23 protein-coding genes, 1 tRNA gene and 1 pseudogene are annotated in these 26,377 nt (G+C 70.1%); 10 read left to right on the top strand and 15 right to left on the bottom strand.

The window, feature by feature from the left end:
• Window positions 1-12: 12 nt before the first annotated feature.
• Genes fhuB through PKE78_RS17135 form a run of 3 tightly spaced genes read right to left on the bottom strand, consistent with a single transcriptional unit; the run spans window position 13 to window position 5,112 of the window.
• Window positions 13-1,947, bottom strand: a complete 1,935-nt coding sequence (fhuB, locus tag PKE78_RS17145) for a Fe(3+)-hydroxamate ABC transporter permease FhuB (RefSeq protein ID WP_271202152.1) — start codon at window positions 1,945-1,947, stop codon at window positions 13-15.
• Entirely contained in the window at window positions 1,940-2,854 is a 915-nt protein-coding gene (locus tag PKE78_RS17140; protein ID WP_309299121.1) for an ABC transporter substrate-binding protein, read from the bottom strand. Before PKE78_RS17140 ends, fhuB begins: the two co-directional genes overlap by 8 nt.
• Window positions 2,851-5,112: a TonB-dependent siderophore receptor gene (locus PKE78_RS17135; protein WP_271202151.1), complete on the bottom strand. Its 2,262-nt coding sequence runs from the start codon at window positions 5,110-5,112 to the stop codon at window positions 2,851-2,853. Before PKE78_RS17135 ends, PKE78_RS17140 begins: the two co-directional genes overlap by 4 nt.
• A gap of 206 nt (window positions 5,113-5,318) precedes the next feature.
• Here PKE78_RS17135 and PKE78_RS17130 point away from each other — a divergent pair, with 206 nt between their 5' ends.
• Together PKE78_RS17130 and PKE78_RS17125 are read left to right on the top strand one after the other, a co-directional pair.
• Window positions 5,319-6,203, top strand: coding sequence for a helix-turn-helix domain-containing protein (locus PKE78_RS17130; protein ID WP_271202150.1), 885 nt, complete (start codon window positions 5,319-5,321; stop codon window positions 6,201-6,203).
• A gap of 73 nt (window positions 6,204-6,276) precedes the next feature.
• On the top strand, window positions 6,277-7,221 hold the full coding sequence (locus PKE78_RS17125; protein WP_271202149.1) for a LysR family transcriptional regulator: 945 nt from the start codon (window positions 6,277-6,279) through the stop codon (window positions 7,219-7,221).
• 10 nt (window positions 7,222-7,231) lie between these two features.
• Here the strand turns inward: PKE78_RS17125 and PKE78_RS17120 are convergent, their stop codons facing one another.
• The 4 genes from PKE78_RS17120 to PKE78_RS17105 all read right to left on the bottom strand — a co-directional run bounded on the left by PKE78_RS17120 (window position 7,232) and on the right by PKE78_RS17105 (window position 9,998).
• The gene (locus PKE78_RS17120) at window positions 7,232-7,900 is read right to left on the bottom strand and encodes a nitrile hydratase subunit alpha (RefSeq protein WP_271202148.1); all 669 of its coding nucleotides are present in this window, start codon (window positions 7,898-7,900) and stop codon (window positions 7,232-7,234) included.
• 84 nt (window positions 7,901-7,984) lie between these two features.
• Window positions 7,985-8,290, bottom strand: a complete 306-nt coding sequence (locus PKE78_RS17115) for an SH3-like domain-containing protein (RefSeq protein ID WP_271202147.1) — start codon at window positions 8,288-8,290, stop codon at window positions 7,985-7,987.
• Complete coding sequence (locus tag PKE78_RS17110) at window positions 8,287-8,616, bottom strand: SH3-like domain-containing protein (protein ID WP_271202146.1); 330 nt, start codon at window positions 8,614-8,616, stop codon at window positions 8,287-8,289. Before PKE78_RS17110 ends, PKE78_RS17115 begins: the two co-directional genes overlap by 4 nt.
• An 11-nt stretch (window positions 8,617-8,627) precedes the next feature.
• Complete coding sequence (locus PKE78_RS17105; RefSeq protein WP_271202145.1) at window positions 8,628-9,998, bottom strand: CmpA/NrtA family ABC transporter substrate-binding protein; 1,371 nt, start codon at window positions 9,996-9,998, stop codon at window positions 8,628-8,630.
• A 261-nt stretch (window positions 9,999-10,259) separates the two neighbouring features.
• On the opposite strand from PKE78_RS17105, the gene PKE78_RS17100 reads away from it, so the two are divergent.
• Both PKE78_RS17100 and PKE78_RS17095 read left to right on the top strand, forming a co-directional pair.
• Window positions 10,260-11,276 carry a formamidase gene (locus PKE78_RS17100; RefSeq protein ID WP_271202144.1) on the top strand — a complete coding sequence of 339 codons (1,017 nt, stop codon included), beginning with the start codon at window positions 10,260-10,262 and terminating at the stop codon, window positions 11,274-11,276.
• 459 nt (window positions 11,277-11,735) lie between these two features.
• Window positions 11,736-13,865, top strand: coding sequence for a molybdopterin-containing oxidoreductase family protein (locus PKE78_RS17095; protein WP_271202143.1), 2,130 nt, complete (start codon window positions 11,736-11,738; stop codon window positions 13,863-13,865).
• 176 nt (window positions 13,866-14,041) lie between these two features.
• Here PKE78_RS17095 and PKE78_RS17090 read toward each other — a convergent pair.
• Window positions 14,042-14,117, bottom strand: a tRNA-Ala gene (locus tag PKE78_RS17090).
• Between the two features lie 156 nt (window positions 14,118-14,273).
• Between PKE78_RS17090 and PKE78_RS17085 the strand changes: the two genes are divergently transcribed.
• Together PKE78_RS17085 and PKE78_RS17080 are read left to right on the top strand one after the other, a co-directional pair.
• Window positions 14,274-14,564, top strand: coding sequence for a YggT family protein (locus PKE78_RS17085; RefSeq protein ID WP_271202142.1), 291 nt, complete (start codon window positions 14,274-14,276; stop codon window positions 14,562-14,564).
• Window positions 14,561-14,875, top strand: a pseudogene (locus PKE78_RS17080) (DUF167 family protein); the annotation flags it as partial. The gene PKE78_RS17085 and the pseudogene PKE78_RS17080, both read left to right, overlap by 4 nt.
• Before the next feature lie 43 nt (window positions 14,876-14,918).
• Here PKE78_RS17080 and ppa read toward each other — a convergent pair.
• Complete coding sequence (ppa, locus tag PKE78_RS17075; protein WP_271202141.1) at window positions 14,919-15,455, bottom strand: inorganic diphosphatase; 537 nt, start codon at window positions 15,453-15,455, stop codon at window positions 14,919-14,921.
• A 125-nt stretch (window positions 15,456-15,580) separates the two neighbouring features.
• The gene (locus tag PKE78_RS17070) at window positions 15,581-16,087 is read right to left on the bottom strand and encodes a GNAT family N-acetyltransferase (RefSeq protein ID WP_271202140.1); all 507 of its coding nucleotides are present in this window, start codon (window positions 16,085-16,087) and stop codon (window positions 15,581-15,583) included.
• Between the two features lie 148 nt (window positions 16,088-16,235).
• On the opposite strand from PKE78_RS17070, the gene trmD reads away from it, so the two are divergent.
• Entirely contained in the window at window positions 16,236-16,955 is a 720-nt protein-coding gene (trmD, locus tag PKE78_RS17065; protein ID WP_271202139.1) for a tRNA (guanosine(37)-N1)-methyltransferase TrmD, read from the top strand.
• 76 nt (window positions 16,956-17,031) lie between these two features.
• Window positions 17,032-17,442, top strand: coding sequence for a 50S ribosomal protein L19 (gene rplS, locus PKE78_RS17060; protein WP_271202138.1), 411 nt, complete (start codon window positions 17,032-17,034; stop codon window positions 17,440-17,442).
• A gap of 70 nt (window positions 17,443-17,512) precedes the next feature.
• On the opposite strand, the gene PKE78_RS17055 is transcribed toward rplS, so the two are convergent.
• From PKE78_RS17055 to PKE78_RS17035, 5 genes are all read right to left on the bottom strand, one after another.
• The gene (locus PKE78_RS17055) at window positions 17,513-18,982 is read right to left on the bottom strand and encodes a M15 family metallopeptidase (RefSeq protein ID WP_271202137.1); all 1,470 of its coding nucleotides are present in this window, start codon (window positions 18,980-18,982) and stop codon (window positions 17,513-17,515) included.
• 218 nt (window positions 18,983-19,200) lie between these two features.
• Complete coding sequence (locus tag PKE78_RS17050; RefSeq protein WP_271202136.1) at window positions 19,201-19,662, bottom strand: hypothetical protein; 462 nt, start codon at window positions 19,660-19,662, stop codon at window positions 19,201-19,203.
• Between the two features lie 44 nt (window positions 19,663-19,706).
• Window positions 19,707-20,933: a dual-specificity RNA methyltransferase RlmN gene (rlmN, locus tag PKE78_RS17045; protein ID WP_271202135.1), complete on the bottom strand. Its 1,227-nt coding sequence runs from the start codon at window positions 20,931-20,933 to the stop codon at window positions 19,707-19,709.
• Window positions 20,934-20,992: 59 nt separating this feature from the next.
• On the bottom strand, window positions 20,993-22,000 hold the full coding sequence (locus PKE78_RS17040) for an AbrB family transcriptional regulator (protein ID WP_271202134.1): 1,008 nt from the start codon (window positions 21,998-22,000) through the stop codon (window positions 20,993-20,995).
• A 77-nt stretch (window positions 22,001-22,077) separates the two neighbouring features.
• Window positions 22,078-22,719: a TetR/AcrR family transcriptional regulator gene (locus PKE78_RS17035; RefSeq protein ID WP_271202133.1), complete on the bottom strand. Its 642-nt coding sequence runs from the start codon at window positions 22,717-22,719 to the stop codon at window positions 22,078-22,080.
• Between the two features lie 749 nt (window positions 22,720-23,468).
• Between PKE78_RS17035 and PKE78_RS17030 the strand changes: the two genes are divergently transcribed.
• On the top strand, window positions 23,469-24,698 hold the full coding sequence (locus tag PKE78_RS17030) for an HlyD family secretion protein (RefSeq protein ID WP_271202132.1): 1,230 nt from the start codon (window positions 23,469-23,471) through the stop codon (window positions 24,696-24,698).
• Between the two features lie 29 nt (window positions 24,699-24,727).
• Complete coding sequence (locus PKE78_RS17025; RefSeq protein ID WP_271202131.1) at window positions 24,728-26,377, top strand: DHA2 family efflux MFS transporter permease subunit; 1,650 nt, start codon at window positions 24,728-24,730, stop codon at window positions 26,375-26,377.

Below are 26,377 nucleotides of genomic sequence, written 5' to 3'. Positions count from 1 at the left end.
CGCCTCGGGGCTTCAGCGCCGGCCGAGGGCGACGACGAGATAGGCGCCGCCGATCAGCGACGCGAACAGGCCGAGCGGCAACTGGTAGGGGAAGATCACCGTCCGCGCGAACAGATCGGCGATCGTCATCAGCCCGGCCCCGACCGCGACGGCGCCGATGAGATGCGGCCCGGCGCGCGAGACGCCGGCGGCGCGCACCGCGTGGGGCGCGACCAGGCCGACGAAACTCAGCGGTCCAGCGACCAGCGCCGCGGCCCCCGTCAGCAACGCCGCGAGCACGGTGAGCGCGAGCCGCGCAGCGGCGACGTCGAGCCCGAGCGAACGGGCGGTGGCGTCGCCGAGCGGCAGCGTCTCGAGCCAGCGCAGCATGGCGGCGAGCGGCGCCGTCAGGACGAGCGCCGCGGCGCAGGCCGCGGCCGCCTGCGGCAGGCTGACGGCGTCGGTCGCGCCGGTCATCCAGGCGAGCAGCGCGAAGGCGCTGGGGGAGCCGGTCGCGATCACCGCGTTGAGGCCGGCGAGGCAAAGCGCCGAGATGCCTGCGCCCGCCAGCAGCATGCGCTCCGGCCCGAGACGGCCGCGGCCGGAGACCAGCAGCATGACGCCGAGCGCGGCCAGGGCCCCGAACGCGGCGCCGGCCATCTGCAGCGGCAGGCCCGCGCCGCCGAAGGCGAGCAGGATCGCGGCGAGGCCGACGCCCGCGCCCGCGCCGACGCCGAGCACCTCCGGACCCGCGAGCGGATTGCCGGTCACCCGCTGCAGCACGACGCCCGCCGCGGCGAACATCGCGCCAGCCGCAGCCGCGGCCAGCACGCGCGGCGCGCGGAACGGCCAAAGCTCCGCGAAGGCGTCGCCGGTCGCGATCGCCCAGCCGCCGTCGCTGCGGCCGAGAACGAGCCCCGCGAGAAGCGCCAGCGCCGCGAAGACGACGAGGGAGATCAGCAGCGGACCGACGTTCAGCAGCCGCGGCGCCCGCGTCTCCGCCGGCCGGTCGGCGAGGACCAGCCGCGGAAGCAGCCACAGCAGCAGCGGCGCGCCGAGAAAGGCGGTCGCGGCGCCGGTCGGGACGGTCTCGCCGGACCCGACATGGCGCACGACGCCGTCGGTCAGCAGGAGCAGGACGGCGCCGACGGCGGGCGCCGCGAGAAGCGTCCGGTCGGCGGAACGGGCGCCGGAGAGGCGCGCGAGCGTGGGCGCGGCGAGGCCGACGAAGGCGATCAGGCCCACCTCCGCCGCGACCGTGGTCGCGAGCGCCACGCCGATCCCGAGCGCCGCGATGCGGATGACCGGCGCCGGCGCGCCGAGGCTGCGCGCGCTCGCTTCGCCCGCGGCCAGCACGCCGAGCGGACGCCGGAGCGCGAAGGCCGCGGCGCCCCCCGCCAGCAGGACGGCCGCGATCGCGCCGCTGGCGCGCCAGCCGTCCTGCGTCAGCGAGCCGCCGCCCCAGATCAGCAGCGCGAACAGGTAGTCGCCGCGCGCGAGGATGAGCGCCGCCGTCAGCGAGCTCGCGACCATCGCCACCACCATGCCGCAGAGCGCCACGGTGACCGGATCGAGCTTGCGGCGCCAGCCCAGCGCCAGCACCAGCGCCGCCGCGCCGGCGCCGCCGCCGAAGGCCGCCGCCTCCCGTCCCAGCGGCCCCAGCGCCGGCGCGGCGAGCGCCGCGATCCCGAGCGCGAGCTGCGCGCCGGCGAACACGCCAAGCGTCGAGGGCTCGGCGAGCGGATTGTCGAGCGCGCGCTGCATCAAGGCGCCGGACAGGCCGAGCGCGGCCCCCGCGAGCGCCGCCACCGCGATCCGGGGCAAAGCGCCGTAGAGCAGCAGCGCGTGGTCGACCGCGTCGGCGCCCGGACCGAGGCGCGCCGCGACGCCGTCCAGCGACAGGAAGACGCCGAGCGCCGCGAGAACGCTCCAGACGATCCAGGGCGCGACGCCCCGCCGTTCAGCCACGGGCGAACGCCGCGAGGCTGCCGGCGGCGAGGCGCGCGAAGCGCCGCGCCGCCGGCAGCGCGCCGTAAGGATTGACGGGGTCGAGCGCGACGAAGCGCCCGGCCGCGATCGGCGGCATGGCGCTCCAGAGCGCGCTGGCGCGCATGCCCGCGAGCACAGCCGGCGGGGTCGGGCCGACATTGATGACGAAAGCGTCGTCCATGCCGGCGAGCGCCTCGACGCCGACCGTCGGATAGGCGCCGAAGCGCGTCGGCTCGGTCCAGGCGGAGGTCAACCCGATGCGGGCGAGCACGTCGCCGAACATGCTGTCATGACCGAAAGCGCGGAAATGGCGGGGATCGCCAAGATTCATCACCAGCGCCGGTCGGCCCGCCAGCGGCGCGAGCGCCGCGCGCGCCGCGGCGAGCTCCGCCTCGGTCTCCGCGACGGCGCGTTCGGCGGCTTCGCTCCGGCCGAGGCGTAGGCCGAGAGCGCGCGTCGCCGCGACGGCGGCCTCGTAGGGCGAGCCGAGCCCGTAGATCGCGAGGCTTTCGACCGGCGCCACGCGTTCCAGCGGCGCGCGGCGGTTTTCGTACCAGGGCGAGATCAGCACGAGGTCGGGCCGCGTCGCCAGCAGCCGCTCATAGCTGATGGAGCCGCGCAGGCCGAGATCGGCGACGCTGTCCGGCACGGCGGGCTCGACGGCGGCGGACCGGAACAACACCAGCTCGGCCGCCGCCACCGGCGTGAGCCCGAGCGCGAGCGTCGTCTCCAGCATCGCCCAGTCGACCGCGGCGACGCGCGCCGGCGCGGCTTGCGCCGAAGCGGCCCCCGAAACGCAGATCGCCGCGGCGCCCATCAGGACGCCGCGGCGGGACACCTGCGAGGGGCGGACGGGCGAGCCGCCCGCCGCCCCGAAGCCTGTCACCACGTATAGCTCGCCTTCAGCAGCGCCCTGCGGCCCTCGCCGTAGGAGCAGACGTTGATGCCCTGACAGCCGGAAACGTAGCGCTTGTCGAGCAGGTTGGTCACGTTGAGGCTGACCTTGTAGGCGTCCCACTCGTAGCGCGCCGCGACGTCGAACAGCGTGGCGGAAGGCACCTTGACCGTGTTCGGCTGCGTCGCCTCGGACTTGCCGAGATAACGCACGCCGCCTCCGAGGCTCAGGCCCTTCGCCGCGCCGGTGGTGAAGGTGTAGTCGAGGAAGGCGGAGCCGATGATCTCGGGTACGAGGAACGGCTGCTCGCCCTTGAGCGAGACTCCCGTGTCAGACGTGCCCTTCAGAATTTTGAGCTCGTAGGCTGTGAACGAGCCGATGAACTTCCAGTTCTCGGTGAGATTCGCCTGCGCCTCGAACTCGAAGCCGCGCGAACGAACCTCGCCGAGCTGGGTCTGGGCGTTGAACGGGCCGGAGACGTAGTTCTCCTTCGTCAGATCGAACACCGCGGCGCTGAACAGGCCCGAGAACCAGGTCGGCGCGTACTTCACGCCGGCCTCGTACTGGATGCCCGTCTCCGGCTTGAATGGGAGCCGGACGAGGTTGCCGGCGTTGTTGACGGCCGGGTTGTAGCCGACGAGCGGATTGAACACGCTCGCGACGCTGACATAGGGCACGAGGCCGTTCGAAAACTCATAGCCGAGACCGGCGCGCCCGCTGAACCGCCCCTTCTCGAGCTCGACGTCGTTGCCGAACCGGGCAGCCGATTCGCCGTCGAGCCACATGCGATCATAACGACCGTTGAGAGTGGCGATGAACCCGCCGCCGAACCGGATCTGATCCTGCAGGTACACGCCCGCCTGATGCAGCGTGCTCGCTTGGTCGAGATAGGCGGCGGTCGCCGGCTGCGGATCGTTCAGGTCGGGATCGCGAAAATCGACCGACGTGCCGATGCTCGACGACTGGACTTCGTCGATCCGATAAAACTTGTAGTCGACGCCGAACAGCAGCGTGTGATCGAACCCGCCGGTGGCGAACTTGCCGACGACGTTGTTGTCCGTGGTGAAGCTGAACGACTCAGTGTCGTGATCGAACCGAATGCGCGCAAGCTGGATGTTGCCGGCGCTTGGGCGGGCGGCGAAGCCGTAACCGAACGGATAAAGCTGCGCTTCCTCGACATGACTGTAGGCGAAGCGGGCCTTCGAGTTCAGCGTCCAGACCTCGTCTAGGTCATGGCGGACCTCATAGCCCACCATGGCCTGCCGGCGGTTGTAGTCGTCGATGTCCGGATCGGAGAAGTTCGCCTTCCGGCTGATGCGGCCGAGATTGATCGTCCCGTCTGCGGATGTCGCGTTCTTGACCGTGCCGTAATAAGGCAGGAAGTCGCTCGAGCCGTGCTTCTGGTCGACGTGCTGGTAGTTGGCGTAGACGGTGACGTCCGTGCCGGCGTCCGGTGAATAGGTCGCCGCGCCCTGGATGACGCCGCGGATGCCATCCTCGTGCCGGGCGTAGCCGTCGCCGCCCTCGAGCTTGCCCGTGACGCGATACTTCCAGACCGGCGGCAGCGGGTTCAGCTTGCTCTCGACGCCGTTGGGAACGACCCGGTTGATGTCGAACGCCGCGTAGCCGGTCGGATAGTTGTCGATCCCGACCTCGATCTTGCCGAAGTCCTCGTCGAGCGGGCGCTTGCTGACGTAGTTGATGATGCCGCCGACGTTTCCGCCGCCGTAGAGCGACGACGACGCGCCACGCAGCACCTCGACGCGCTCCAGCAGCCACGGGTCGGTGAAGAAGTTGCCGAAGGCGTAGCTGTAGAGCTGCATGCCGTCGCGGTAGACGCCGGTCTGGGTGGCGTCGAAGCCGCGGATGTAGAACCAGTTGGTGTCGCTGTCCTCGCCGAAGGGCTGCGCGAACACGCCGGCGGAGTAGCGCACCGCCTCGTCGGTCTTCATCGCGCCAAGGTCGTCCATCTGCTGGCGGCCGACCACGCCGATCGACTGCGGGATCAGCTGGACGGGCGTGTCCGTCTTGGAGCCTGTGGTCGTGGCGGCCGGCACGTAGCCGTTCACCGGCGCGACCCCGGAGCCGGCCGGCAGGGTGACGCCCGCGCGCGCGCCCTGCCCCTCCACGTTGATCTGGTCCAGCGTGATGGCGCCGCCGTCCTGCGCCGCGGCGTTTGGCGCGTAAGCCGTCACGGCCAGCGCAACGCTCGCCAGAAGCCCCGCATTCAACTTCGATAGGTAGGTCACCTTGCGTCCCCGACGGCTCGACACTCTGTATAACGCCAAGAGTTCGACCTAGATTAGAATAACTATAAATCCAATCTAGGTCCGGAATCTTACGTCTGTTTGCCGGCGCCACTAACAAGTTGAAACGCCGACGGGGTCTTGTATGTTTTTGGCTTCGCAATATTCGCCATGTCGACTGTGTCGCGCGCATCACGAAGGGACCGGGAGTGGCGGCGTTCCGGCCGAGGATGGACGCGCGGCGGGACGGCATCACCGTCCTGGGAGGTCCGCGCGCGCACGCGTCCGAGGCCGGGCTGGTGGAGGTGTGGCGCGCCCGCTGCGAGGCCGGCGCGCGCGGCGACTACGTCTCGCTCGATCCGCGGCTGTTCATCGTGCTGGAGCCGCTCGCGGCGGACATCGCGCTGGACGCGGGAGCCGGCCGTGTCGCCTCGCGGGCGGTCTCGGCGAGCTATGTGCCGGCCGGCGCTCCGGTGCGGCTGAGCGTCGACTTCGCGACCGACGTGCGGCACCTCGACGTCCATTTCGATCCGCGCCGGATCGGGCCGCTCGACGGGCCATCGTCCGGGCGGGCGCAGGAGCCGCGTCTGATGTTCGCGGACGGACGCGTCCAGCGCTTCGCCCGGCTGCTCGACGCCGCGAGCCGGAACCCCATCGCGGTCAGCAGCCTCTACGGCGACGGGCTCGTGGCGGCGCTGGTCGCGGCCGCGCTGTCGCCGGCCGGGGATATCAGCCGCCGCAGCGCGCTATCGGATCGACAGCTCAAGCTCGCGATCGACTACATCGAGGAGCTCTGCGCCGAGCCGATCCGGCTTCAGGACCTGGCGCAGCTCACCGGCCTGTCGGAGACCTATTTCAGCCACGCCTTCAAGGCCGCCACCGGCATGCCGCCGCACCGCTGGCAGCTCGAGGCGCGGGTGCGGCGGGCCAAGACGCTGCTCGCGGAGGGCGACATGTCCCTGATCGACGTCGCGATCACGACCGGGTTTTCCGACCAGCCGCACTTCACGCGGGTGTTCAAACGGTTCACCGGCCTGACGCCGCTGGCCTGGCGCGCCGAGCGCCGAAACGGCGCCCCGCCGACGCCGGATTGACGGGACCGGCTGGCGCCGGACTTGCGTCCCATCCGACGCGACCGCATCGCGTTTCCCCGACGGAACGACCGCCATGAGCCTTTACGTCCGGCAGCTTCACTATCTCGTCGCGCTGGCGCGCCATCGGCATTTCGGGCGCGCCGCCGCCGAATGCCAGATCAGCCAGCCGGCGCTGTCGCAGGCGCTGCGACAGCTCGAGAACGCGTTCGGCGTGCCGATCGTCGATCGCCACAATCACGGCTTCGAGGGCTTCACCCCGCAGGGCGCGCTGGTGCTCGACTTCGCGCGTCGCACGCTCGACGGCTACGAGCATCTCGTCCAGGAGATCGTCTCCGGGGCCGACGACCTCACCGGCCACATCCGCGTCGGCGTGATCCCGGTGGCGATGCCCGGCATCTCGATCATCACCACCGCGTTCAACCAGCTCCACCCGAACGTCAGCGTGTCGGTGACGTCGCTGAACTTCACCGATCTCAAGAAGGGGCTGGAGAACTTCGACCTCGACGTCGGCATCAACTATCTCGACCACGGCGCCTCGACCGGGCTGCGGCCTTACTTCCTCTACGACGAATCCTACTTCCTGATCGCGCCCGCGGACCACAGCGTCGCGCGCCACGACACGGTGACCTGGACCGAGGCGGGACGGCTGCCGCTCTGCATGCTGACGCCGGACATGCAGAACCGGCGCATCCTCGACCGGGTGTTCGCGAGCGTGGGCGCCTCGCCGCGGACCGTGATCGAGACCAACTGCGCGCTCGCGCTGTGCTCGCACGTCCGCCCGGGCCAGTGGTTCGCGGTGGTGCCGAACACCTTCTTCATGATGGTCGGCAACTGGAGCCAGACCCGCGCCGTCCGCCTGATCGAGCCGACCATCACCAACACGATCGGCATGATGGTGCTGGAGCGCGAGCCGCAGCCGCCCGCCGTGCGCGCCTTCATCGAGGTGGCCGAGGAGATCGCCATGGCGGAGGAGCTTATGCGCTACGCCCCCGCCCATCTGCAGGCCGCGGCCCCTTGAGGGCCCGCGATCACGCGACGGCGGGCGCGACCGCCACGCCGATCATGCAGTCGCGCGTCACGAGCTCCGCGAGTTCCGCTTCCGACATGCCCTCGCTGCCGGCCGGCCGTTCCGGCAGCACGAGGTAGCGCATGTCGGCGTTGCTGTCGTGGACCAGCAGGCGCACGTCGTCCGGCACCCTGAGGCCGAATTCGGCGAGCACGGCGCGCGGCTCGCGCACCGCGCGGGCGCGGTAGGCCTTGCTGATGTACCAGGCCGGCGGCTGGCCCAGGATGGAGCGCGGGTAGCACGAGCACAGCGTGCAGCAGACGAGGTTGTGCGTGCCGGCGTCGTTCGCGACCACGATCAACTGCGCCTCGCCGACGCCGACCCCGAGCTCGGCCGCCGCCGATTTTCCGTCCGCGAGCAGGCGCGCCCGGTAGGCCTCGTCGACCCAGGCGCGCGCCACCAGCTTCGCGCCGAGATGGACGCCGGGCGATTCGATCCGCTCGATCTCGCGCCGCACCTCGCCAGGGAAGATCAGCCCGCGCTCGACGAGCAGGCTCTGGAGCGCGTCGACCAGGATCTGGCCCTCGATGTTGCCGGCCTCGTCCTCCACGACCAGCGGCTCGTGGGCGTCGTGCTCATGGTCGTGATGATGATCATGATCATGGAGATGGTGGTCGTCGTGCGCGCTCATGCGCCCTCCGATTCATGCGCGTGCCGCAGCGCGGGACGCCGGAACAAGGCGTGACATGCGCCGCCGCGTGGACGGCGGCGCATGTCACATCGCGACGGCAGAGGGTGCTGCCGGCGCGAGCCAGTGGTCGTAGATCTCGATGCAGAGCATGTCGGCGGCGGACCCCCGGTAGTCGGGCCAGAGCTCGACCATCGGGAAGCCGACGCGATAGAGCGGCACGACCGGGCCGCCCACATTGCCGATCGAGAGATCCTCCGGGTTCAGGAACGCCCCGCAGCGGTGCAGGACGACGCCGGCGCGGCCGCGGATGTAGAACGGGGTGCGGATGTGGCCGGGCTTGCCGAGATCCAGCACCAGCACCCGGTCGCCCGCATCGAAGCGAGGCGTCATGTGGGGCAGGCCGCCGGCGGCTCCCAGCGGGCGCGCGTCTCGGCGACAGCCGCCTCCAGCTCCTCGCGGGTGAAGACCTCCTTCTCGACGAGGATGTCGATCATCGCCTCGAGCCTGCGACGGTAGAACGACAGCGCCTTGTACTTGTCCTCGCCGAAGGATTCGAAGCCGCGGCGCAGCTCGTCGAGCGACATCATGCGGCGCGTGCCGTCGCCGAGCAGGTTGCGGATCGCCTCGACCTGCTTCTCCCAGTGCAGCCAGGGCAGCTCGACGATCGGGACCGCGCCGGCGGGGTCCCCGCCGATGTCGTGATAGCCTCGGGTCATCGCGATCTCCTTCAGGCGCGCCGGATGGCGAAGCCGTCGACATAGGCCTGCGGCGCGGCGGGATCGAACTCCTTGCCCAGCACCATGTGCTTGATCGAGGTCGCGGCCGGCGGCTCGAGGCCCATCGCCTTCATGCGCTTCGCCGCGTCGGTCGCGAGGAACACCTGCTTCGCCATCGCCTGGTAGTCGACATCCTTCGAAATCATGTCCCAGCGCCTGAGCTGGGTCAGCAGCCAGACCGCCGTCGACTCGTAGGGGAAGGCCTTGAAGCCGATGCGGTTCGGCTCGCTGACCACGCCGCCGAGGCCGTCGGCGTAGCGGCCCATCAGCACCTGCTCGAGCACGGTCTTCGGCTGGTTGAGATAGGCCGCCGGCGCGAGCAGCTCCGCCACCTGTTTGCGGTTCTCGGTCTTGTCCGCGAACTCCGTCGCCCGCACCACCGCGCGGAACAGCGCGCCGTAGCTGTTCGGCGCCTCCTTCACGAACTTGTCCGTCACCGACAGGACGCAGCAGGGATGGTCGGGGAAGATGTCGCGCGTCAGCATGTGCAGGAAGCCGACGCCTTCGAACACCGCGCGCTGTCCCCAGGGTTCGGCGAACAGCATGCCGTCGAGATTGCCCGCCGCCATGTTGGCGACCGAGTCCGGCGGCGGGAACACGCGCAGTTCGACGTCCTTGTCCGGGTCGAGCCCGTTCTCGGCGAGGTAGTAGCGCAGCAGCATCGCGTGCATCGAATGCTGGTGCGGGATGCCGAACTTGAATCCCTTCCAGTCCTTCGGGTCGCGCCGGTCCTTGTGCTTGACGTGCAGCGTGATGGCGTTGCCGTTCACGTTCTGGATCGTCGAGACGTAGGTGTTCAGCGCGGGCCCGCCGACGCCCATCGTCATGGTCAGCGGCATGGCGAGCACGAGATGGGTGGCGTCGAACTCGGCGCTCAGCAGCTTGTCGCGCACGATCGCCCAGCCGGGCGTGCGCGCGAGGTTCACCTCGATCCCCTCCTTGCCGTACTCGCCCATGGCGTGAGCCAGCAGCAGCGGCACGGTGCAGGTGATCGGCACGTAGCCGACGTTGAGCTTCGCCTTCTCCGGCTTCATCGCGTCCTGGGCGAGGGCCTTCGCCGCCCCGAGCGGGAAGACCTGCGCGATCGCCGCCAGCGCCGTCGTGGCGCCGACCGCCTGCAGGAAGGCGCGCCGGGCGACGGGATCGGGCGCGATCGCGTTCAGCACGGCGGTCTCGACGATGCGGTCGACATAGTTCTCGACCCCGGAATAGCCGTCGGCCGGCGTGGCCTCCCCCAGCATCCGCTTATGAAGACTGATCGACCCTTCGCAGCCGCAGGCGCAGCCGGGGGTCAGGCGAAACGGCGATTCCGGACTCGTCATGGTCGTTGTCCCCGCAGCGGATCGCTGAAACTGCAAGCAGGATAGCAACGGTCGTGCCAGCGCCGGACAGACGGTGGGCGAGCTTGGGCGCTCAAGGGTGATAAGCGTCACTTATGACGACATCAACATTGTCAGCCCGCAAGCGCGGCGCTTTGCGGACCAGATTTTAGACTGTCCTCACGCGCGGTTTCGCACCATCCTCGGCGACGCATAAGAGGTTTCCCAAAACCTCCCCCGCGGTCGCAGGAGCGGAGATTGGCGATGAACGGACTTGGCGGTCTGAACAAGTCGGAACATGGCGTGGTGCTCGGACTGGTGCAGCTGCAGCTGCCCAACGTCGTGACGCCGGACGATCTCGCGGCGCAGACCGAGGTGATCGTCGGCATGGTCGCCAAGGCCCGGCGCAACCTCGGCACGATGGACCTCGTGGTGTTCCCGGAATACGCCCTCCACGGCCTGTCGATGGACATCAATCCGGAGATCATGTGCCGGATCGACGGGCCCGAGGTCGCTGCGTTCAAAAAGGCCTGCGTCGACAACCGCATCTGGGGCTGCTTCTCCATCATGGAGCTGAACCCCGGCGGCATGCCCTACAACACCGGCCTCATCATCGACGACCAGGGCGAGATTCGGCTGAACTACCGCAAGATGCACCCCTGGGTGCCGGTGGAGCCGTGGGAGCCGGGCGACTTCGGCGTGCCCGTGATCGAGGGGCCGAAGGGCGCGAAGATCGCGCTCATCATCTGCCACGACGGCATGTTTCCGGAGATGGCGCGGGAATGCGCCTACAAGGGCGCCGAGATCATGATCCGCACCGCCGGCTACACCGCCCCGATCCGCCAGAGCTGGCGCTTCACCAACCAGGCCAACGCGTTCCAGAACCTGATGGTGACGGCGAACGTCTGCATGTGCGGCTCGGACGGCTCGTTCGACTCGATGGGCGAGGGCATGATCGTCAACTTCGACGGAACGGTGATCGCGCATGGCGAGACCGGCCGACCGAACGAGATCATCACCGCGGAGGTGCGGCCGGACCTCGTGCGCGAGGCGCGCATCGGGTGGGGTGTCGAGAACAACATCTACCAGCTCGGCCACCGCGCCTACACGGCGGTGAAGGGCGGCGCGCAGGACTGCCCCTACACCTTCATGCACGACATGGTGGCGGGAAAATACCGCCTGCCGTGGGAGGACGAGGTCAAGGTGACGGACGGCACGTCCTGCGGCTTCCCCGCCCCGACCCGCCGCTACGGCGAGCGCCTGAAGGAGGCGGCGGAGTAAACGGACGGCCTCCGGCCGCGTCAGGCCACCACGACGAAGTCGGCGCTCGAGAGGGCGCCGAGATTTGGCGACAGCGTCGCGAAATGGATCGCGCTCGCGCCGCCGACGCCGTCCTGGTCGAAGAACAGCCGGCCCGTGCCGGCATCATAGACGATGCGGTCGTCGGGACTGCGTGGCCGCGGTTCCCCCTGCTAAAGGCGCCGGCGGCGAGCGTTCAGTCCAGGCGAGGCGGGCGAAGAGCTTCGGCGCGGCGCGTTTCCGCGCACAGCGCGCGCTCGCGGACAGCGGCTGATCCCGCGGGACGATCGTCCCTCGCCTGGCTTGCGCGGGCCCGCCGCCCGGCTGCGCCCTATCCAATCGGCCGATTTGCAGTTCCTATCAAACAATTTCAGAATTGCTCCAACGTAGGCGCGGGACGCTCGACAGAGCTCCCCGACAAAAGCGGCTCGGAGAAACATCATGAACCAGCACGTCGACAGCCTGACGTTCTACGGCGGGTGCCCTCACGACTGCCCCGACACCTGCTCGATGATCTTCGAGGTCAAGGACGGCAAGCTGCTCGGCGTGAAGGGCAACCCGGACCACCCGATGACGCGCGGCACGCTCTGCGTGAAGCTCAAGAACTACGAGGAGCGCCATTACCATCCGGACCGGTTGCTCCACCCGATGAAGCGGGTGGGCCCGAAGGGATCGGGCCAGTTCGAGCGCATCACCTGGGACGAGGCTCTCGACACGATCGTCGCGCGCTGGAAGGCGATCATCGACCATTACGGCCCGCAGGCGATCGCGCCCTACAGCTATCTCGGCAATCAGGGGCTGGTGCACGGGCTGAACGGCGGCGACGCCTTCTTCAACCGCCTCGGCGCCACGGTCATGGAGCGGACCTTCTGCGGCGAGGGCTCCTGCACCGCATGGCTGCTCACCGTCGGCCCGACCGCGGGCCTCGACCCCGAAAGCTACATCCACTCGAAATACATCGTGATCTGGGCGTGCAACTCGGTCTCGACTAACCTGCACCACTGGGCGATCATCAAGGACGCCCAGAAGAAAGGCGCCAAGGTCGTCGTGATCGACAGCTACGCGTCGCGCACCGCCAAGGGCGCCGACTGGCACATCGCGCCGAAGCCCGGCACCGACGGCGCGCTCGCCATGGCGCTGATCAACGCGATCATCGAACAGGGGCTCGTCGACCAGGACTACGTCGACGACCACACAGTCGGCTTCGAAGAGCTGAAGGAGCGCGCCTCGACCCGCACGCCCGAATGGGCGGCGGAGATCACCGGCGTGTCCGCCGACGACATCCGCACGCTCGCGCGCGAACTCGCGACCGCCCAGCCGGCGGCGATCCGCATGGGCGTCGCGCTCGAGCGGCACTATGGCGGCGGGCAAACCATCCGCGCGGTCACATCGATCCCGGCGCTCACCGGCGCATGGCGGCATGTGGGCGGCGGCGTCACCCAGTTCCCGGTCTGGGAGCACCCGTACAAGTTCGACGTGATCTGCCGGCCGGACCTGATCCCGGAAGGCACCCGCGTGGTCTCGAACCTCCACATCGGACGGGCGCTGCTCGGCGAGGGGCTCGGGGACGGCCCGCCCATCATGTCGCTGATGTGCTGGAACTCGAACCCGGTGACCCAGGCGCCTGAGACCGACAAGATCGTCGAGGGCCTGATGCGCGAGGACCTGTTCATGGTCAGCGCCGAGCACTTCATCTCGGACACCGCGTCCTACGCCGACATTCTGCTGCCGGCCTCGATGGGCGCCGAGATGGAGGACATGATCCTGTCCTGGGGCCATCTTTATCTCACCTACAACACCAAGTGCGCCGAAAGCCCCGGCGAGGCGATCCCGAACAATGAGATCTTCCGTCGGCTCGCGGCCCGGCTCGGCTTCGAGGAAGAGAACTTCAAGTGGACCGACGCGGAGTGCCTCGAGCGCTACGTCGACTGGTCCTCGCCCGCCTGCGAGGGGGTGGATCTCGACTATCTGCGCCGCCACGGCTTCGCGCGGCTGAAAGTGGGCACGCCGGACGACCGGCTGCCGCATGCGGAAGGCAAGTTCCCGACGCCCTCCGGCAAATGCGAGTTCAAGGTCGAGGGCGCCAAGAACTTCGTGGCCCCGCCGTTCCGCCAGATGTATCTCGACTTCCAGCCCGGCGAGGACCTGGACCCGCTTCCGGACTATGTCGGGGCGCGCGAGAGCCACACAAACGACCCTGAGCTCGCGAAGCGCTTCCCGCTCAACATCGTGAGCCCGAAGAGCCACGCCTTCCTCAACAGCTGCTACGCCAACATGGCGGACAAGCAGCACGTTCAGGGCGAGCAGTTCGTGCTCATCAACCCCCTGGACGCGGCCGCTCGCGGCGTCGTCGAAGGAGAACGGGTCAAGGTCGCGAACGATCGCGGCGCGTTCAAAGGCGTCGCGAAGATCACCGAGGACGTGAACCCGGGCATCGTGGTGGCGACGCTGGGCTACTGGCGTCAGCACAATGACGGCACGGTGAACTCGATCTCGTCGCACCAGTTCGGCGACATGGGGCACTCGCCGACCTTCTCCGACAACCTCGTCGAGGTGAGCCGGGCGAACTAGGCGGGTCCGCCGTTCTGGCCGAGATTAGCGCCCGTCGCGGCGAACCGCGTGATTGCGCGGATCGCGGCGGGCTCAATCGCGCTTGAGCGTCGGTGCGAGGCTTCGCCCGCACAGCAACGCTCCACCGGAGCGGCGGGCCATGATCGTCTGCGGATGGAAAGAGTCGATCGGGGCGGTGGTGGAGCCGAGGGGATTCGAACCCCTGACCTCTGCAGTGCGATTGCAGCGCTCTCCCAACTGAGCTACGGCCCCGCATCCCGAATGGCGCGCATTTAGGTGGCGGGCGCCGGGGCTGTCAAGCGATCCCGCGCGCCGCTGGTCTTGGCCGGCGCCCGCGCTTGCCGGGCCGGGACGCGACCGCTACATCTCGGCTCGCCGCCCAAACCAGATCAAGGGACCCCAGGCCGTATGCGCGCTGTGCTCGACGTCGTCATGCTCGCCCTGCAGCTCTACGTGTGGCTGCTGATCGCCTCCGCCATCCTGTCCTGGCTGATCGCATTCAACGTGGTCAACACGCGAAACTCCTTCATCGCGGCGATCTGGGACTTCCTCTACCGGGTGACCGAGCCGGCGCTGCGCCCCATACGCAACATGCTGCCGAACCTCGGCGGCATCGACATCTCGCCGGTGATCCTGCTGCTGATCATCTTCTTCATCCAGCAGATCATCGTCCGCTACATCTATCCCAACGTGTTTTGAGCGGCCAATCGCCGCTTGTCGCGACCGCAAACGGCGTCCGGCTGCGCGTGCGCCTCACGCCGCGCGGCGGCCGTGACGCGATCGACGGCGTCGAGGTCCGCGCCGACGGCGAGCCGGCGCTGGCGGCCCGCGTCCAGGCCGCGCCGGAGAAGGGCCGCGCCAACGAAGCGCTGCGGGACCTGATCGCCGACGCCTGCGGGGTGGCGCGCTCAGCGGTCCGGCTCGTGGCGGGCGCCGCCGGCCGGCTCAAGACGATCGAGATCGCTGGCGACCCCGGAGAGATCGCCGACCGGTTGGCGCGGGCGGCGGGAGAGGCCGACGCGCGAGGCGCGCCGGATCAGGCCGCGGGGACGGTCAGTCCTTCGCGGCCTTCGCGCGCTCGATCGCCTCGATGATCATCTTGTGCGCTTCGGCGGCGTCGCCCCAGCCGAGCGCCTTCACCCACTTGTCGCCCTCGAGATCCTTGTAGTGCTCGAAGAAGTGGGCGATCTGGCTGAGCGTGATGTCCGGCAGGTCGGTGTAGTTCTTCACGTTCTCGTAGCGCCGGGTCAGCTTCGGCGTCGGCACGGCGATGATCTTCTCGTCCTGCCCCTTCTCGTCCTCCATCTTGAAGACCCCGACCGGGCGGCAGCTGATCACCGCGCCCGGCACGATGGCGCGCGTGTTCGCGACCAGCACGTCGATCGGATCGCCGTCGTCGGACAGCGTGTGCGGGATGAAGCCGTAATTCCCGGGGTAGCGCATCGAGGTGTAGAGGAAGCGGTCGACGACCAGCGTGCCGGACGCCTTGTCGAGCTCGTACTTGATCGGCTCGCCGCCGATCGGCACTTCGATGACGACGTTGACTTCGTGGGGAGGGTTGTTGCCGAGGGGGATCGCGTCGATGCGCATGGGCGCGAGGTATCCTTTTTCGCGGACAGGCCGCCTCTGTAGCGGAGGCGCGCGCGCAAAGGCAAGGGTTTCAACGGTTTGCGCGCCGTGATGGGACCGTCTGTCGTGCGTTTCGGTAAACGCGCTCAGCGCCAGACGAAGGCGAACTTCTCAAGCGTGACGTCGCCGAAGTGCTCGACGCCTCGGGCGCTCAGCTTGCCGCCGAGGCGCGCATAGAACGCGCAGGCCGCATCGTTGCCCGCGAGCGACCAGGCGGACGCTCCGCTGAGACCGCGCGAGGCCAGATCCCCGCGCGCGGCGGAGAACAGGCGGCGGCCGAGGCCGAGGCCTTGATATTCCGGCTTGAGATAGAGCTCGTAGACCTCGCCGCCGACCGCGAGCATCGAGGCGCGGTTGCGGCCCGAACTGGCGTAGCCGACGATCTCGCCGCCGAACACCAGCAGGCTGACCCGGCTGCCGCGCTTGAGCGCGCCGGACCACCACGACGGCCCCCGGCGCTCCACCATGCGTTCGAGTTCGCGTCCGGGAATGAGCCCGCGATAGGCGTTGCGCCAAGCGAGGTCGTGAACGTGGGCGATCGCCGCCGCGTCGGCGCCCTGCGCAGGTCGGATCTCGATCGCGACTGTGCTCACGAGACGAGAGTAAGCCCGCCCTGCGCGCGTCGACAAGCGCGGAAATGCGCGCCCGTCGGTCGCGGCGCGGCCTGTCCTGTGGACGCGGCGGCGCGTCCGGGCGATACGGCGGGGACGGAGCCGCAGCCCCGCTCCCGGAGACCGCACGATGTGGCGCGCCAGCGTCCTCACCCTCTATCCCGCCATGTTTCCCGGCCCGCTCGGCCATGCGCTGTCCGGCCGGGCGCTCGGGCATGCGTGGTCGCTCGAGGCGCGCGACATCCGCGACCACGCCCACGACCGGCATCGGTCGGTGGACGACACGCCCGCGGGCGGGGGCCCCGGCATGGTGCTCCGCGCCGACGTGGTGGCGGAGGCGCTCGCCGCCGTCGGCGAAGACAGCCGCCCGCGCGTTCTGCTGACGCCGCGCGGCCGGCCGCTTACCCAGAAGCGGGTGCGCGCCCTCGCGGCGGGGCCCGGGGTCGTGCTGCTGTGCGGGCGGTTCGAAGGCGTCGACCAGCGCGTCATCGAACGGCGCGGGCTGGAGGAGATCGCCGTCGGCGACGTGGTGCTCTCCGGCGGCGAACCGGCGGCTCTGCTGCTGCTCGACGCCTGCGTGCGGCTGCTGCCCGGCGTGATGGGCGACGCGGCTTCGGGCGACGAGGAGAGCTTCGAGGGCGACCTGCTGGAGCATCCCCACTACACGCGTCCGCGCGACTTCGAGGGCGCGGGCGTGCCGGAGGCGCTGGTGTCGGGCGACCATGCGCGCGCCGCGCGCTGGCGCAAGGCCCGCGCCATGGCGGACACGCGCGCCCGCCGGCCGGACCTCTGGGCGAAATATGTCGCACGCGCGACAAGAGGCGTCGACAAAGCGGGAGAAGTCGAGTAGGACACCCGCCACTCACGAGATTCCCGAAACTTCTCGTGCGCCTCGCGGCCGAAGCGAGAGACGCGGAGACGACGCTATGAACATCATCGAACAGCTCGACAAAGAGCAGATGGCCGCGGTGACCGCCGTGCGCGAGATTCCGGACTTCGCTCCCGGCGACACCGTCACGGTCAACGTGAAAGTCAAGGAAGGCGAGCGCGTCCGCGTTCAGGCCTATGAGGGCGTGGTCATCGCTCGCGCCGGCGGCGGTCTGAACCAGAACTTCACCGTCCGCAAGATTTCCTACGGCGAGGGCGTGGAGCGCGTGTTCCCGCTGTTCTCGCCGCTGATCGACAGCGTGAAGGTGGTCCGCCGCGGCAAGGTGCGCCGCGCGAAGCTGTATTACCTGCGCGATCGCCGCGGCAAGTCGGCCCGCATCGCCGAGAAGCAGGACCGCAGCCAGAAGGCCGCCCCCAAGGGCAAGCCGGCGGTCGCCGCCGCCGAGTGATCCTTCGGCCTCCGGTCGAAGCTGGAAGCAGAGCAACGGCGCGACCATCCACGGTCGCGCCGTTCGTCGTTCAGGCGGGCAGAGCCGCGAGCCCCTTCACATAGGCGTCCTTGAAGCGCTCGAAGCCGTGCGAACCGCCGTTGACGAGCTTGCGGGCGAGCTTCAGGTCGTTCCGCGCCAGCGCCGTGCGGATCGCCTGCTGCTCGTTGCGCAGGAACTGCGCCAGGATCAGGCCGGCGAGTTCGGGCTCGCAGGCCCGGTCGGGGTCCGTCAGCAGCGGAACGCCGAGCTGCTCGCCGATCCGCCCGTAATTGTCCCGTCCCGTGAGCTGCACATAGCCGCGCCCCTTGAAGCGGGCGCCGTCGCCGGCGCGCGTGTTTCCGAGCCGCCGGCCGGGCCCGGTCCCAGGCTCGTACTTGTCGAACGGGACCGACGCCGTGTTGAAGCGGCTCCGCCCCTCGGGGATCGGCACGAAGCCCTCGGTCTCCGCCCGGATCGTCGCCAGCGCCATCATGACCATCGGGCGATCGGCCACGCCCCGCGCGCGCAGGCCGGACAGCACGAAGCCGAGATTGGCCGCGATGGCCCCGGCGACGCTCGGCGGAAACATCTTTCGGACATGGTCGGGCGTGACCCGACCGGTGATGTCACCGGCGCCTGAAGGGACCATCGGCGTTGCGAGCAGCGGCTGCGGCGCAGGCGGCGCGGAGGCCGCCGGCGTCAGGAAACCCGAGGCCGCGAAGCCGTCCACGAGCCCGTCGCCCTGCAGGTCGATCTTCGCCCAGTCGCCCTGCCGGCCGGCGACGAACACCTCCGTGCCGAGCGGCAGGTTCTTGAGGATCTCGAAGGTGGTGGCGGGGCCGCCGCGCAGGTTGAGGCCGCTGCGCGCGATCACGCGGAAAAGGTCGCCGCGCGGCGCGACGCCGACGCCTGGCGTTTCGGGCTCCGCCTCGACCAGCCCCGTGAGATCGTCGACCCCATCGTCGTCTGGCTCGGCGCCGCCGGCGACCGACGCCGGATCGATTCCGGCCGCGAGGTCGTCGGGCGACAGCGCGATCTGGAAATGCATCGCGTCCTTCAGCGAGTTCCAAGACCCGCCCCATTCGAACACACGCTTGCCCGCCGTGGTCGTGATGGCGTTGACGTCGTCGATCATCGCCGCCGTCATGTCGGTGTCGGCCGACCCGAGCCGCACGTCCTCGGCGCGCTCGGACTGCGTGGCCTTGCTCGAGTAGCGCGCCGCCCGCTTGCCGGCGTGGTCCCGGTAGGGATTGGTCCGCCAGTTCACGTCGAGCGCGATGCCGAAGGCGTGCAGGCTGCGGCCCGATCCGTCCTTGATGGCGCGGCAGTTGTAGCTGTCGGTGTCGTCCTCGCGGATCAGGTAGCCGTACCGCTTGAGCACGGCGGCGAGCGCCTGCCACGCCTCTCCCGTCGGCGGCGCCACGCGGATGCTGTCCGGCCCGAACCGGACAACGACCATCTTTTCGGGCTTGCATTCGTAGTCCGCCCACAGGCGGCGCAGTTCGGCCGTGGTGGCCATGGCGTCCCCTCCCCAGCGCGTCCCCGGGGGCGCGCCGACGGGCCGAGCCAACGCCCGGCCGCCGACGCGACCGCCGCCCGCGCGCGCAGCGGTCTTGGCCCTCCGGTTTTTCGAACACACGGCCGCGACCAAGCGCCCGCCCGGGCGCAGCCTGAATTTAGGAAAACGATCTTATTATTTTGGCACGGTCCAAAACGGCTGTCGAGCCGAATTCCGTGTCACGCCGATGGCGGACGGTCCGCAGGCGCGCCGGCGGCGGCGTCGAGACCCGCCCCGCGGCCGGCCACCAGCCAATGAACCAGGCCTCCGACGAAGCCGCAGGCGAGGATGTCGGCCGCGGTGAACAGCGGCCCGTCGACGCCGGACGGCAGCAACGCCCACGGCGCGAAGGCGGTCACCGCGCCGGCGATGGCGTAATAGGCCCAGCTTCGGATCGCGAACATTTCGCCGATCAGGACGGCGACGATGGCCGGCGCGCCGACCAGCGGACCGAGCACGAGGATCACGGTCCAGGCCCCGATCGTCATGTCGACGCCCAGCAGCACGATTTCATCGGGAAACAGCGCGACGTCGCCGAAGTGGTTGGCCGAGATGATCGCCAGCGCCAGCATGCCCGCCAGCAGCCCGAGCGTGAAGCCGAGCGGGGCGACGATCAGCCGGGCGGCGATCCGTGCGAGCATCGGGCGTCAGCGCCCTGCGCTTGGTCGTCCGCCCGCCGCGCGGCTCACTCCGCCGCCTCGAGCGCCATGCGCTCCTTGGCGCGCATCCGCTTGGTCTCGGATTTGAGCTGGCCGCAGGCCGCGTATATGTCGCGGCCGCGGGGCGTGCGCACGGGGCTGGCGTAGCCGGCGCGGAACACGATCTCGGAGAACCGCTCGATCGTGTCCCAGTCGGAGCATTCGTACGGGCTGCCCGGCCAGGGGTTGAACGGGATCAGGTTGATCTTGGCCGGCAGGCCCGCCAGCAGCCGCACGAGCTCGCGCGCTTCGGCGGGGCTGTCGTTGATCCCCTTCAGCATCACGTACTCGAAGGTGATCCGCCGGGCGTTGGACGCGCCCGGATAGGTCCGGCACGCCTCCATCAGCTCGGCGATCGGGTGCTTCTTGTTGATCGGCACCAGCACGTCGCGCAGGTCGTCGCGCACCGCGTGGAGCGAGATCGCGAGCTGGGCGCCGGTCTCCTCGCCGAGGCGGCGCATCTGGGGCACCACGCCGGACGTCGAGACCGTGATCCTGCGGCGGCCGATGCCGAGACCCTCGCCGTCGGCGATGACCTCGATCGCGTCGCGCACCTCGTCGAGGGCGTAGAGCGGCTCGCCCATGCCCATGAACACGATGTTGGTGACGAAGCGGCCGCCGTCGGTGGGCACGGAGGCGCCCTCGGGCGCCGCGCCGCCGCTCCAGTCGCCCAGCCGGTCCCGCGCAACCACGACCTGGGCCACGATCTCGGCCGCGGTCAGGTTGCGGACCATGCGCTGGGTCCCGGTGTGGCAGAACGAGCAGGTGAGCGTGCAGCCGACCTGGCTCGAGACGCACAGCGTGCCGCGGCCCTCTTCAGGAATGTAAACCGTCTCGATCTCGGCCCCGCGGTCGTGGCGCCCGGTCGAGGGCATGCGCAGCAGCCACTTGCGGGTGCCGTCGACCGAGATCTGCTCCGACACGATCTCGGGCCGCGCCAGCGTGAAGGCCTGCGCCAGCGCGCCGCGAAGATCCTTCGACACGTTCGTCATCGCGCCGAAGTCGGAGGCGCCGCGATTGTGCAGCCAGTGATTGAGCTGCGCCGCGCGCATCTTTAGCTGGCGCTCCGGAACCCCGACCGAGGCGAGCGCGGCCGACAGCCCGGCGCGCGTCAGGCCGACCAGCGACGGCGCCGCGGGCGCAGCCGCCTGCGCGGCCTCAGCCGCGGTCGGCGCGGCGTCGGGGTTGCGTCGGGTGAGGTCGAGCGTGGTCATCGATGGACAAGCGGGGTCGGGAGCATGGGGACGCGCAAGCCCTTAGCACGAAACGAAGGTCATTGCGAACCGTCCGGCCGGTCGGCCTCCGGCGCCGTCAGCCGCGCGAACAGCGGAACCGCGAAGCTGATCGCGACGAAGCGGGCGACGTGATGAGCGCCCACGTAAGCGGGATCGAGGCCTAGCAGATAAGCCATCAGCATCATCGCCTCGAGCCCGCCCGGCGCGAAGGCGACGAAGACCTGCGCGATCGGCAGGTCGAGCCACCAGCCGACGCCGAGCGAGAACCCGAGCGCGAGCGCGGACGCGACCAGGAACGAGGCGGCCGAGGGCTTCAGCAGGCCGAGCACGGTGCGGGGCGTCAGGCCGGCGAAGCGCGTGCCCACGATCGCGCCGAGAGCGACGAAGCACGGCAGGGCGACCGCCTGCGGAAGCGCCGCCGCCGTGACGCCCGTCGCGTGCAGCGCGGCGCTGACGGCGAAGGCGCCGATCATCAGGCCGCCCGGCAGCCGGAAGAGATGCGCGGCGACCCCACCCGCCGCGCCGGCGGCGATCAGCGCCAGAAGCGTTCCCGGCGAGCCTGTGGGCGTCGCGGGCGTGGCCGCCAGCGGCCCGCCGCCGAGCGCCGCGAGCACCGGGACCACGGCGACCAGCACGAACACGCGGAACACCTGCACCACCGCGACCTTGCTCATGTCGGCCGAGCTGTCGCTCGCGATCGCGAGCGTGGCGGTGAGCGCGCCGGGCGGCGAGGCATAGAAGGCGCTCGGCCGGTCCCAGCCGAAGCCGCGCCGCAGGACCCAATAGGAGGCGGCCACCATGGCCGCGACCGCCACGCCGAGCGCCGCCATGCTTCCGGGCCACATCAGGACGCCCGCCACCGTCGCAGGAGTGACAGCCGAACCGAGGGACACGCCGAGGAGGATCAGCACCGCATCCCGGACGCGCGGCGGCAAGGGGCGTATCCAGCCCGCGAGCGAGGCCGCGCCGGTCAGCACCACCGAGCCCACGAGCCAGGGCGCCGGCAGGCCGGCGGCGAAGAAGGCGAGCGCGCCTGCGGTCGCCACGGCGCTGGTCAGCGCAAGGTCGACGACGGCGCGCCAGAACGCCGTGGAGGTCCGCCGCGGCTCCGGCCGGGGCGCGCTCAGGGCTTCACGCCATAGGCGGCGAGAAACATGGCGACCGCCCGGTCGATCACATAGACGAGGCGCTCCCGCGGCGGCGGCGCCTCGCCGCCGAGCAGCACCGGCAGCATGACCGAGCCGTTGAGCATCGTCAGGAACTGTTGGGCGGCGATGTCCACGTCCTCGATGGCGAGTTCGCCATGCTCGACCTTCACCCGCAGCCACGCGGCGAGCCGCGACCAACCCGCGCGCGGACCGGACGCCAGAAACAGCCGCCCGATTTCGGGTTGCCGGTCGGCCGCGCCAATGACCATGCGGACCGTCGAGACATGGGACGGCTCCAGCATCGCCTCGAGAAAGCTGAGGCCGAGCCGGCGGAGCGCGTCGGCGACGTCATGGTTGTCGGCGTCGAGCGTGAACAGCCGCTCCGCGGTCAGCCGGCACTGGTTGCGGACGAGGCTCTCGAACAGGTCGTGCTTGCTGGCGAAGTAGACGTAGAGCGTGCCCTTCGACACGCCGGCCGCCCGGGCGATCTCGCCCATGGAGGCCGCGTCGAACCCGTGCGCCAGGAACACCAGCCGCGCGCCGTCGAGGATCTGGCGGCGCTTGGCGCTGTCGAGTTCGTCGTCCGCCATCGGCTGGGCGAGAATGTCCTGCTCCACGTGTCGTCCGGTCCTCTTGTCGCCTTGTCCGGAGCCGCCGCGCCTGGCGGTCCGCAGGCCGCGGCGCGCGAACGCCGGCCGAGCGCGGCCCATCGCGGCGCCCCTGAAACATCGATCGTGAGATAGCAGCGCCCCTTCGGAGCGTCCAGTGACCGAACCGTTCGGTCAGCCATGCGCGCGGCGGGACGGGCGCCGTCGCCAGCCTGCGACGCGGTATGTCGCTCGGGACGCCTCGCTCCGGGGAATGCGTTCGAGGCGACGCCTCGCCGGAACTCGGCGCGGCCTTAAGGGGGCGTCGAGCCAACGAAGTCGGCCTTGACGCTCATCCGCCGGCCGAAGGCGACAAACAGGGTCGTTTCAGCCCCGACGCCCGTCCATGCACCCGTAGCAGCCAAGGCATCGCGCCGCACGACGTTGGCCCCGACCCCGGCTCGGAACGCGGTGTGAAGACTTCTGCAATGACGCCGAAACGCAATTTGTCAGCGATAGACGACAGGAGGTCGTAACGCCTCGCGGGTACGCGACTCCGCGCGTCGACGCGCTTGTCGGGTGCAGCGACGCGGTCGCCTGCGATCTGTGCATGCAAGCCATGCGTGGGCGCAATGACCGAACGGTTCGGTCATTCTTGTCGAACGCCGGTCGCGGCGCTAGTAATTGACCGAACGGTTCAGTCACTCCGCCCGGCCGCAGCGCGGCCTAGGCGGATAGATGGCGCTTTCAGGACGTCCGCAATGGCTTCGGGCTCGACGATGCGACGTGAACCTACCTCCGACCGAGACGTTGCGGAGACGCAGCCGGCCGCCTTTCCGCGCGAGGTCGCCGGGCGCGGACCGACCGCGCGGCGCGGCGGCGAGGAGGAGCCCGCCGCCGACGTGACGGGCGCGGCCGGAACAGGCGCGCAGGCGCCCGCCCGGCGCTCGCCGAAGCGCCTCATTCTCGGAGCGGTCGCCGTAGCGGCGCTCGCCGCCGGCCTCTACTACGGCCATTCCTGGTGGACGGTCGGCCGGTTCATGGTCGAGACCGACGACGCCTATGTCGGCGCCGACATGGCGGTGATGGCTCCCAAGATCTCTGGCTATGTCGCGTCCGTGCCGGCCGAGCAGAACGCGCTCGTGAAGGCCGGCGAACCGCTCGTGCTGCTCGACGACGGCGACGCCCGGCTCGCGGTCGAGGCCGCCGACGCCAAGATCGCGACCCAGCAGGCCGGGGTCGCCCGTTTCGACCGCCAGATCGCCGCCGCCGACGCCCAGACCCTGCAGGCGAAGGCCCAGGTCGATTCGGCGGCCGCCGACCGCGACCGCGCCGCCGCCGACTACGGCCGCGCCCAGCAGCTCGCCAACTCCACCTATGGCAGCCGGCAGAACCTCGACCAGGCGCGCGCCGACCGCGACCGGACGGTCGCGGCGTTCGAGGCCGCCCGCGCCGGCGTCGTCGCCGCGGAGGCGAACCGCGACGTGCTCGTCGCCCAGAAGGGCGAGGCGGAGCGCACGCTGGCGGAGCTCGTGACGGCGCGGGCCCAGCGCCAGCGCGACCTCGACGCCGCCGTGATCCGGGCGCCGTTCGACGGCGTGGTCGGCAACAAGAGCGTGCAGGCCGGCGACTACGTCACGCCCGGCAAGCGGCTGCTCGCGGTCGTGCCGCTCGACAAGGTCTACGTGGACGCGAACTTCAAGGAGACGCAGCTCGGCGACATCGTTCCCGGCCAGACGGCGCGGCTCGCGGTCGACGCCTATCCCGAGCACGACGTGACCGGCGTGGTGGACAGCCTCGCCCCGGCCTCGGGCGCGGTGTTCAGCCTGCTGCCGCCGGAGAACGCCACCGGCAACTTCACCAAGATCGTGCAGCGCGTGCCGGTGCGGGTGCGCGTCGCGCCCGAGGACGTGGCGAAGGGGCGGCTCCGGCCCGGCCTGTCCGTCATCGCCTCGGTCGACATCCGCACCACGCCTAAGGATTCCGGCGCTCCTTCCAGGGAGCGCTGAACCGAGACCCCGTGTCCGGGGCTTGAGCCATGAGCGACGACGCCTTCCCCCCAGGCGACGGCCGGCCCGCCGATCCGATCCGCGTCCCCCGCGCGTCGGCGGCCTCCGCTCCTCGAGCCCCGGGCGCGGGACCCTCCGAGCCGGTCGTGACGCCGCGCCGGCTGATCGGCTTCCTCGCCCTCGTCTTCGGCATGTTCATGGCGATTCTGGACATCCAGATCGTCTCGTCGTCGCTGTCGGAGATTCAGGCGGGCCTCGCCGCCAGCCCCGACGAGATCTCCTGGGTCCAGACCAGCTACCTGATCGCCGAAGTCATCATGATCCCGCTGTCCGGCTATCTCGGCCGGGCGCTGTCGACGCGGGTGCTGTTCACGATCTCGGCCGCCGGCTTCACCCTGGCGAGCGCGCTCTGCGCCACGGCGACCACGCTGCCGGAGATGATCGTCTACCGCGCGCTGCAGGGCTTCATCGGCGGCGGCATGATCCCGACCGCCTTCGCCGCCGCCTACACGATCTTCCCGAAGCGGCACCAGCCGGCGATCATGGCGCTGGTCGGCCTGACCGTGACGCTGGCGCCGACCGTCGGGCCCACCGTCGGCGGCTATCTCACGCAGCTGTTCTCCTGGCACTGGCTGTTCCTGGTGAACGTCGTGCCGGGCGCGGTCGCGACCCTGCTCGCCTGGACCCTCGTCGATTTCGACGAGCCCGACCTCAGCCTGCTGGGCAAGCTCGACTATCTCGCGCTGATCGCGCTCGCCGTGTTCCTCGGCAGCCTCGAATACGTGCTGGAGGAAGGCGCGAAGGACGACTGGTTCCAGGACGAGACCATCCGCGTCCTGTCGGTCGCGACCGTCGTGGGCGGGATCGCCTTCTTCTGGCGCTGCTTTGCGGCGGAAGAGCCGCTGGTGGACCTCAAGGCCTATCGCGACCGCAACTTCGCCTTCGGCTCGGCCCTGACCTTCATGCTTGGCGTCGGGCTCTACGGCCTCACCTATCTTTATCCCGTGTTCCTCGGCCGGGTGCGCGGCTACGACAGCCTGCAGATCGGCGAGACGGTGTTCGTCACGGGCATGTTCATGTTCATGACCGCGCCGGTCGTGGGCGTGCTGTCGCGCAGGGTCGATCCGCGCTGGCTGATCGGGACCGGCTTCGTCGGCCTCGGGCTCTCGTGCCTCGACGTGACGGCGCTGACCGGCGACTGGGCCTTCGGCGAGCTGTTCCTGCCGCAGGCCCTGCGCGGGGTGTCGCTGATGCTCGCCATGGTGCCGATCAACGTGGTCTCGCTCGCGACGCTGCCGCCCGACAAGCTGAAGAACGCAAGCGCCCTGTTCAACCTGAAGCGCAATCTCGGCGGCGCCTTCGGTCTCGCGTTCATCAACACGTTCCTGAACGAGCGGCAGGACCTGCACATGCTGCGCCTGCGCGAGAGCGTGACATGGGGCCGGCAGGTGGCGGAGGAACGCGTGGCGGGACTCGCGCAGAGCCTCTCGGCGACGCTCGGATCGGACGCGGACCTCGCCGCGATCAAGCAGCTCAGCCTTAGCGTCCGCCAGCAGGGGCTGGTGCTGGCGTTCGCCGACGTCTTCCTCGTGCTCGGGATCCTGTTCCTCGCCCTGGTCGTGCTGGTCCCGCTCGTGAAGCGTCCGGACGCGGGCGCCGGAGCCACGCCGGCGCACTGA

Source organism: Methylopila turkensis, from assembly GCF_027922325.1.
Lineage (GTDB): Bacteria > Pseudomonadota > Alphaproteobacteria > Rhizobiales > Methylopilaceae > Methylopila > Methylopila turkensis.
This window is presented reverse-complemented; position numbering and strand designations above follow the sequence as displayed.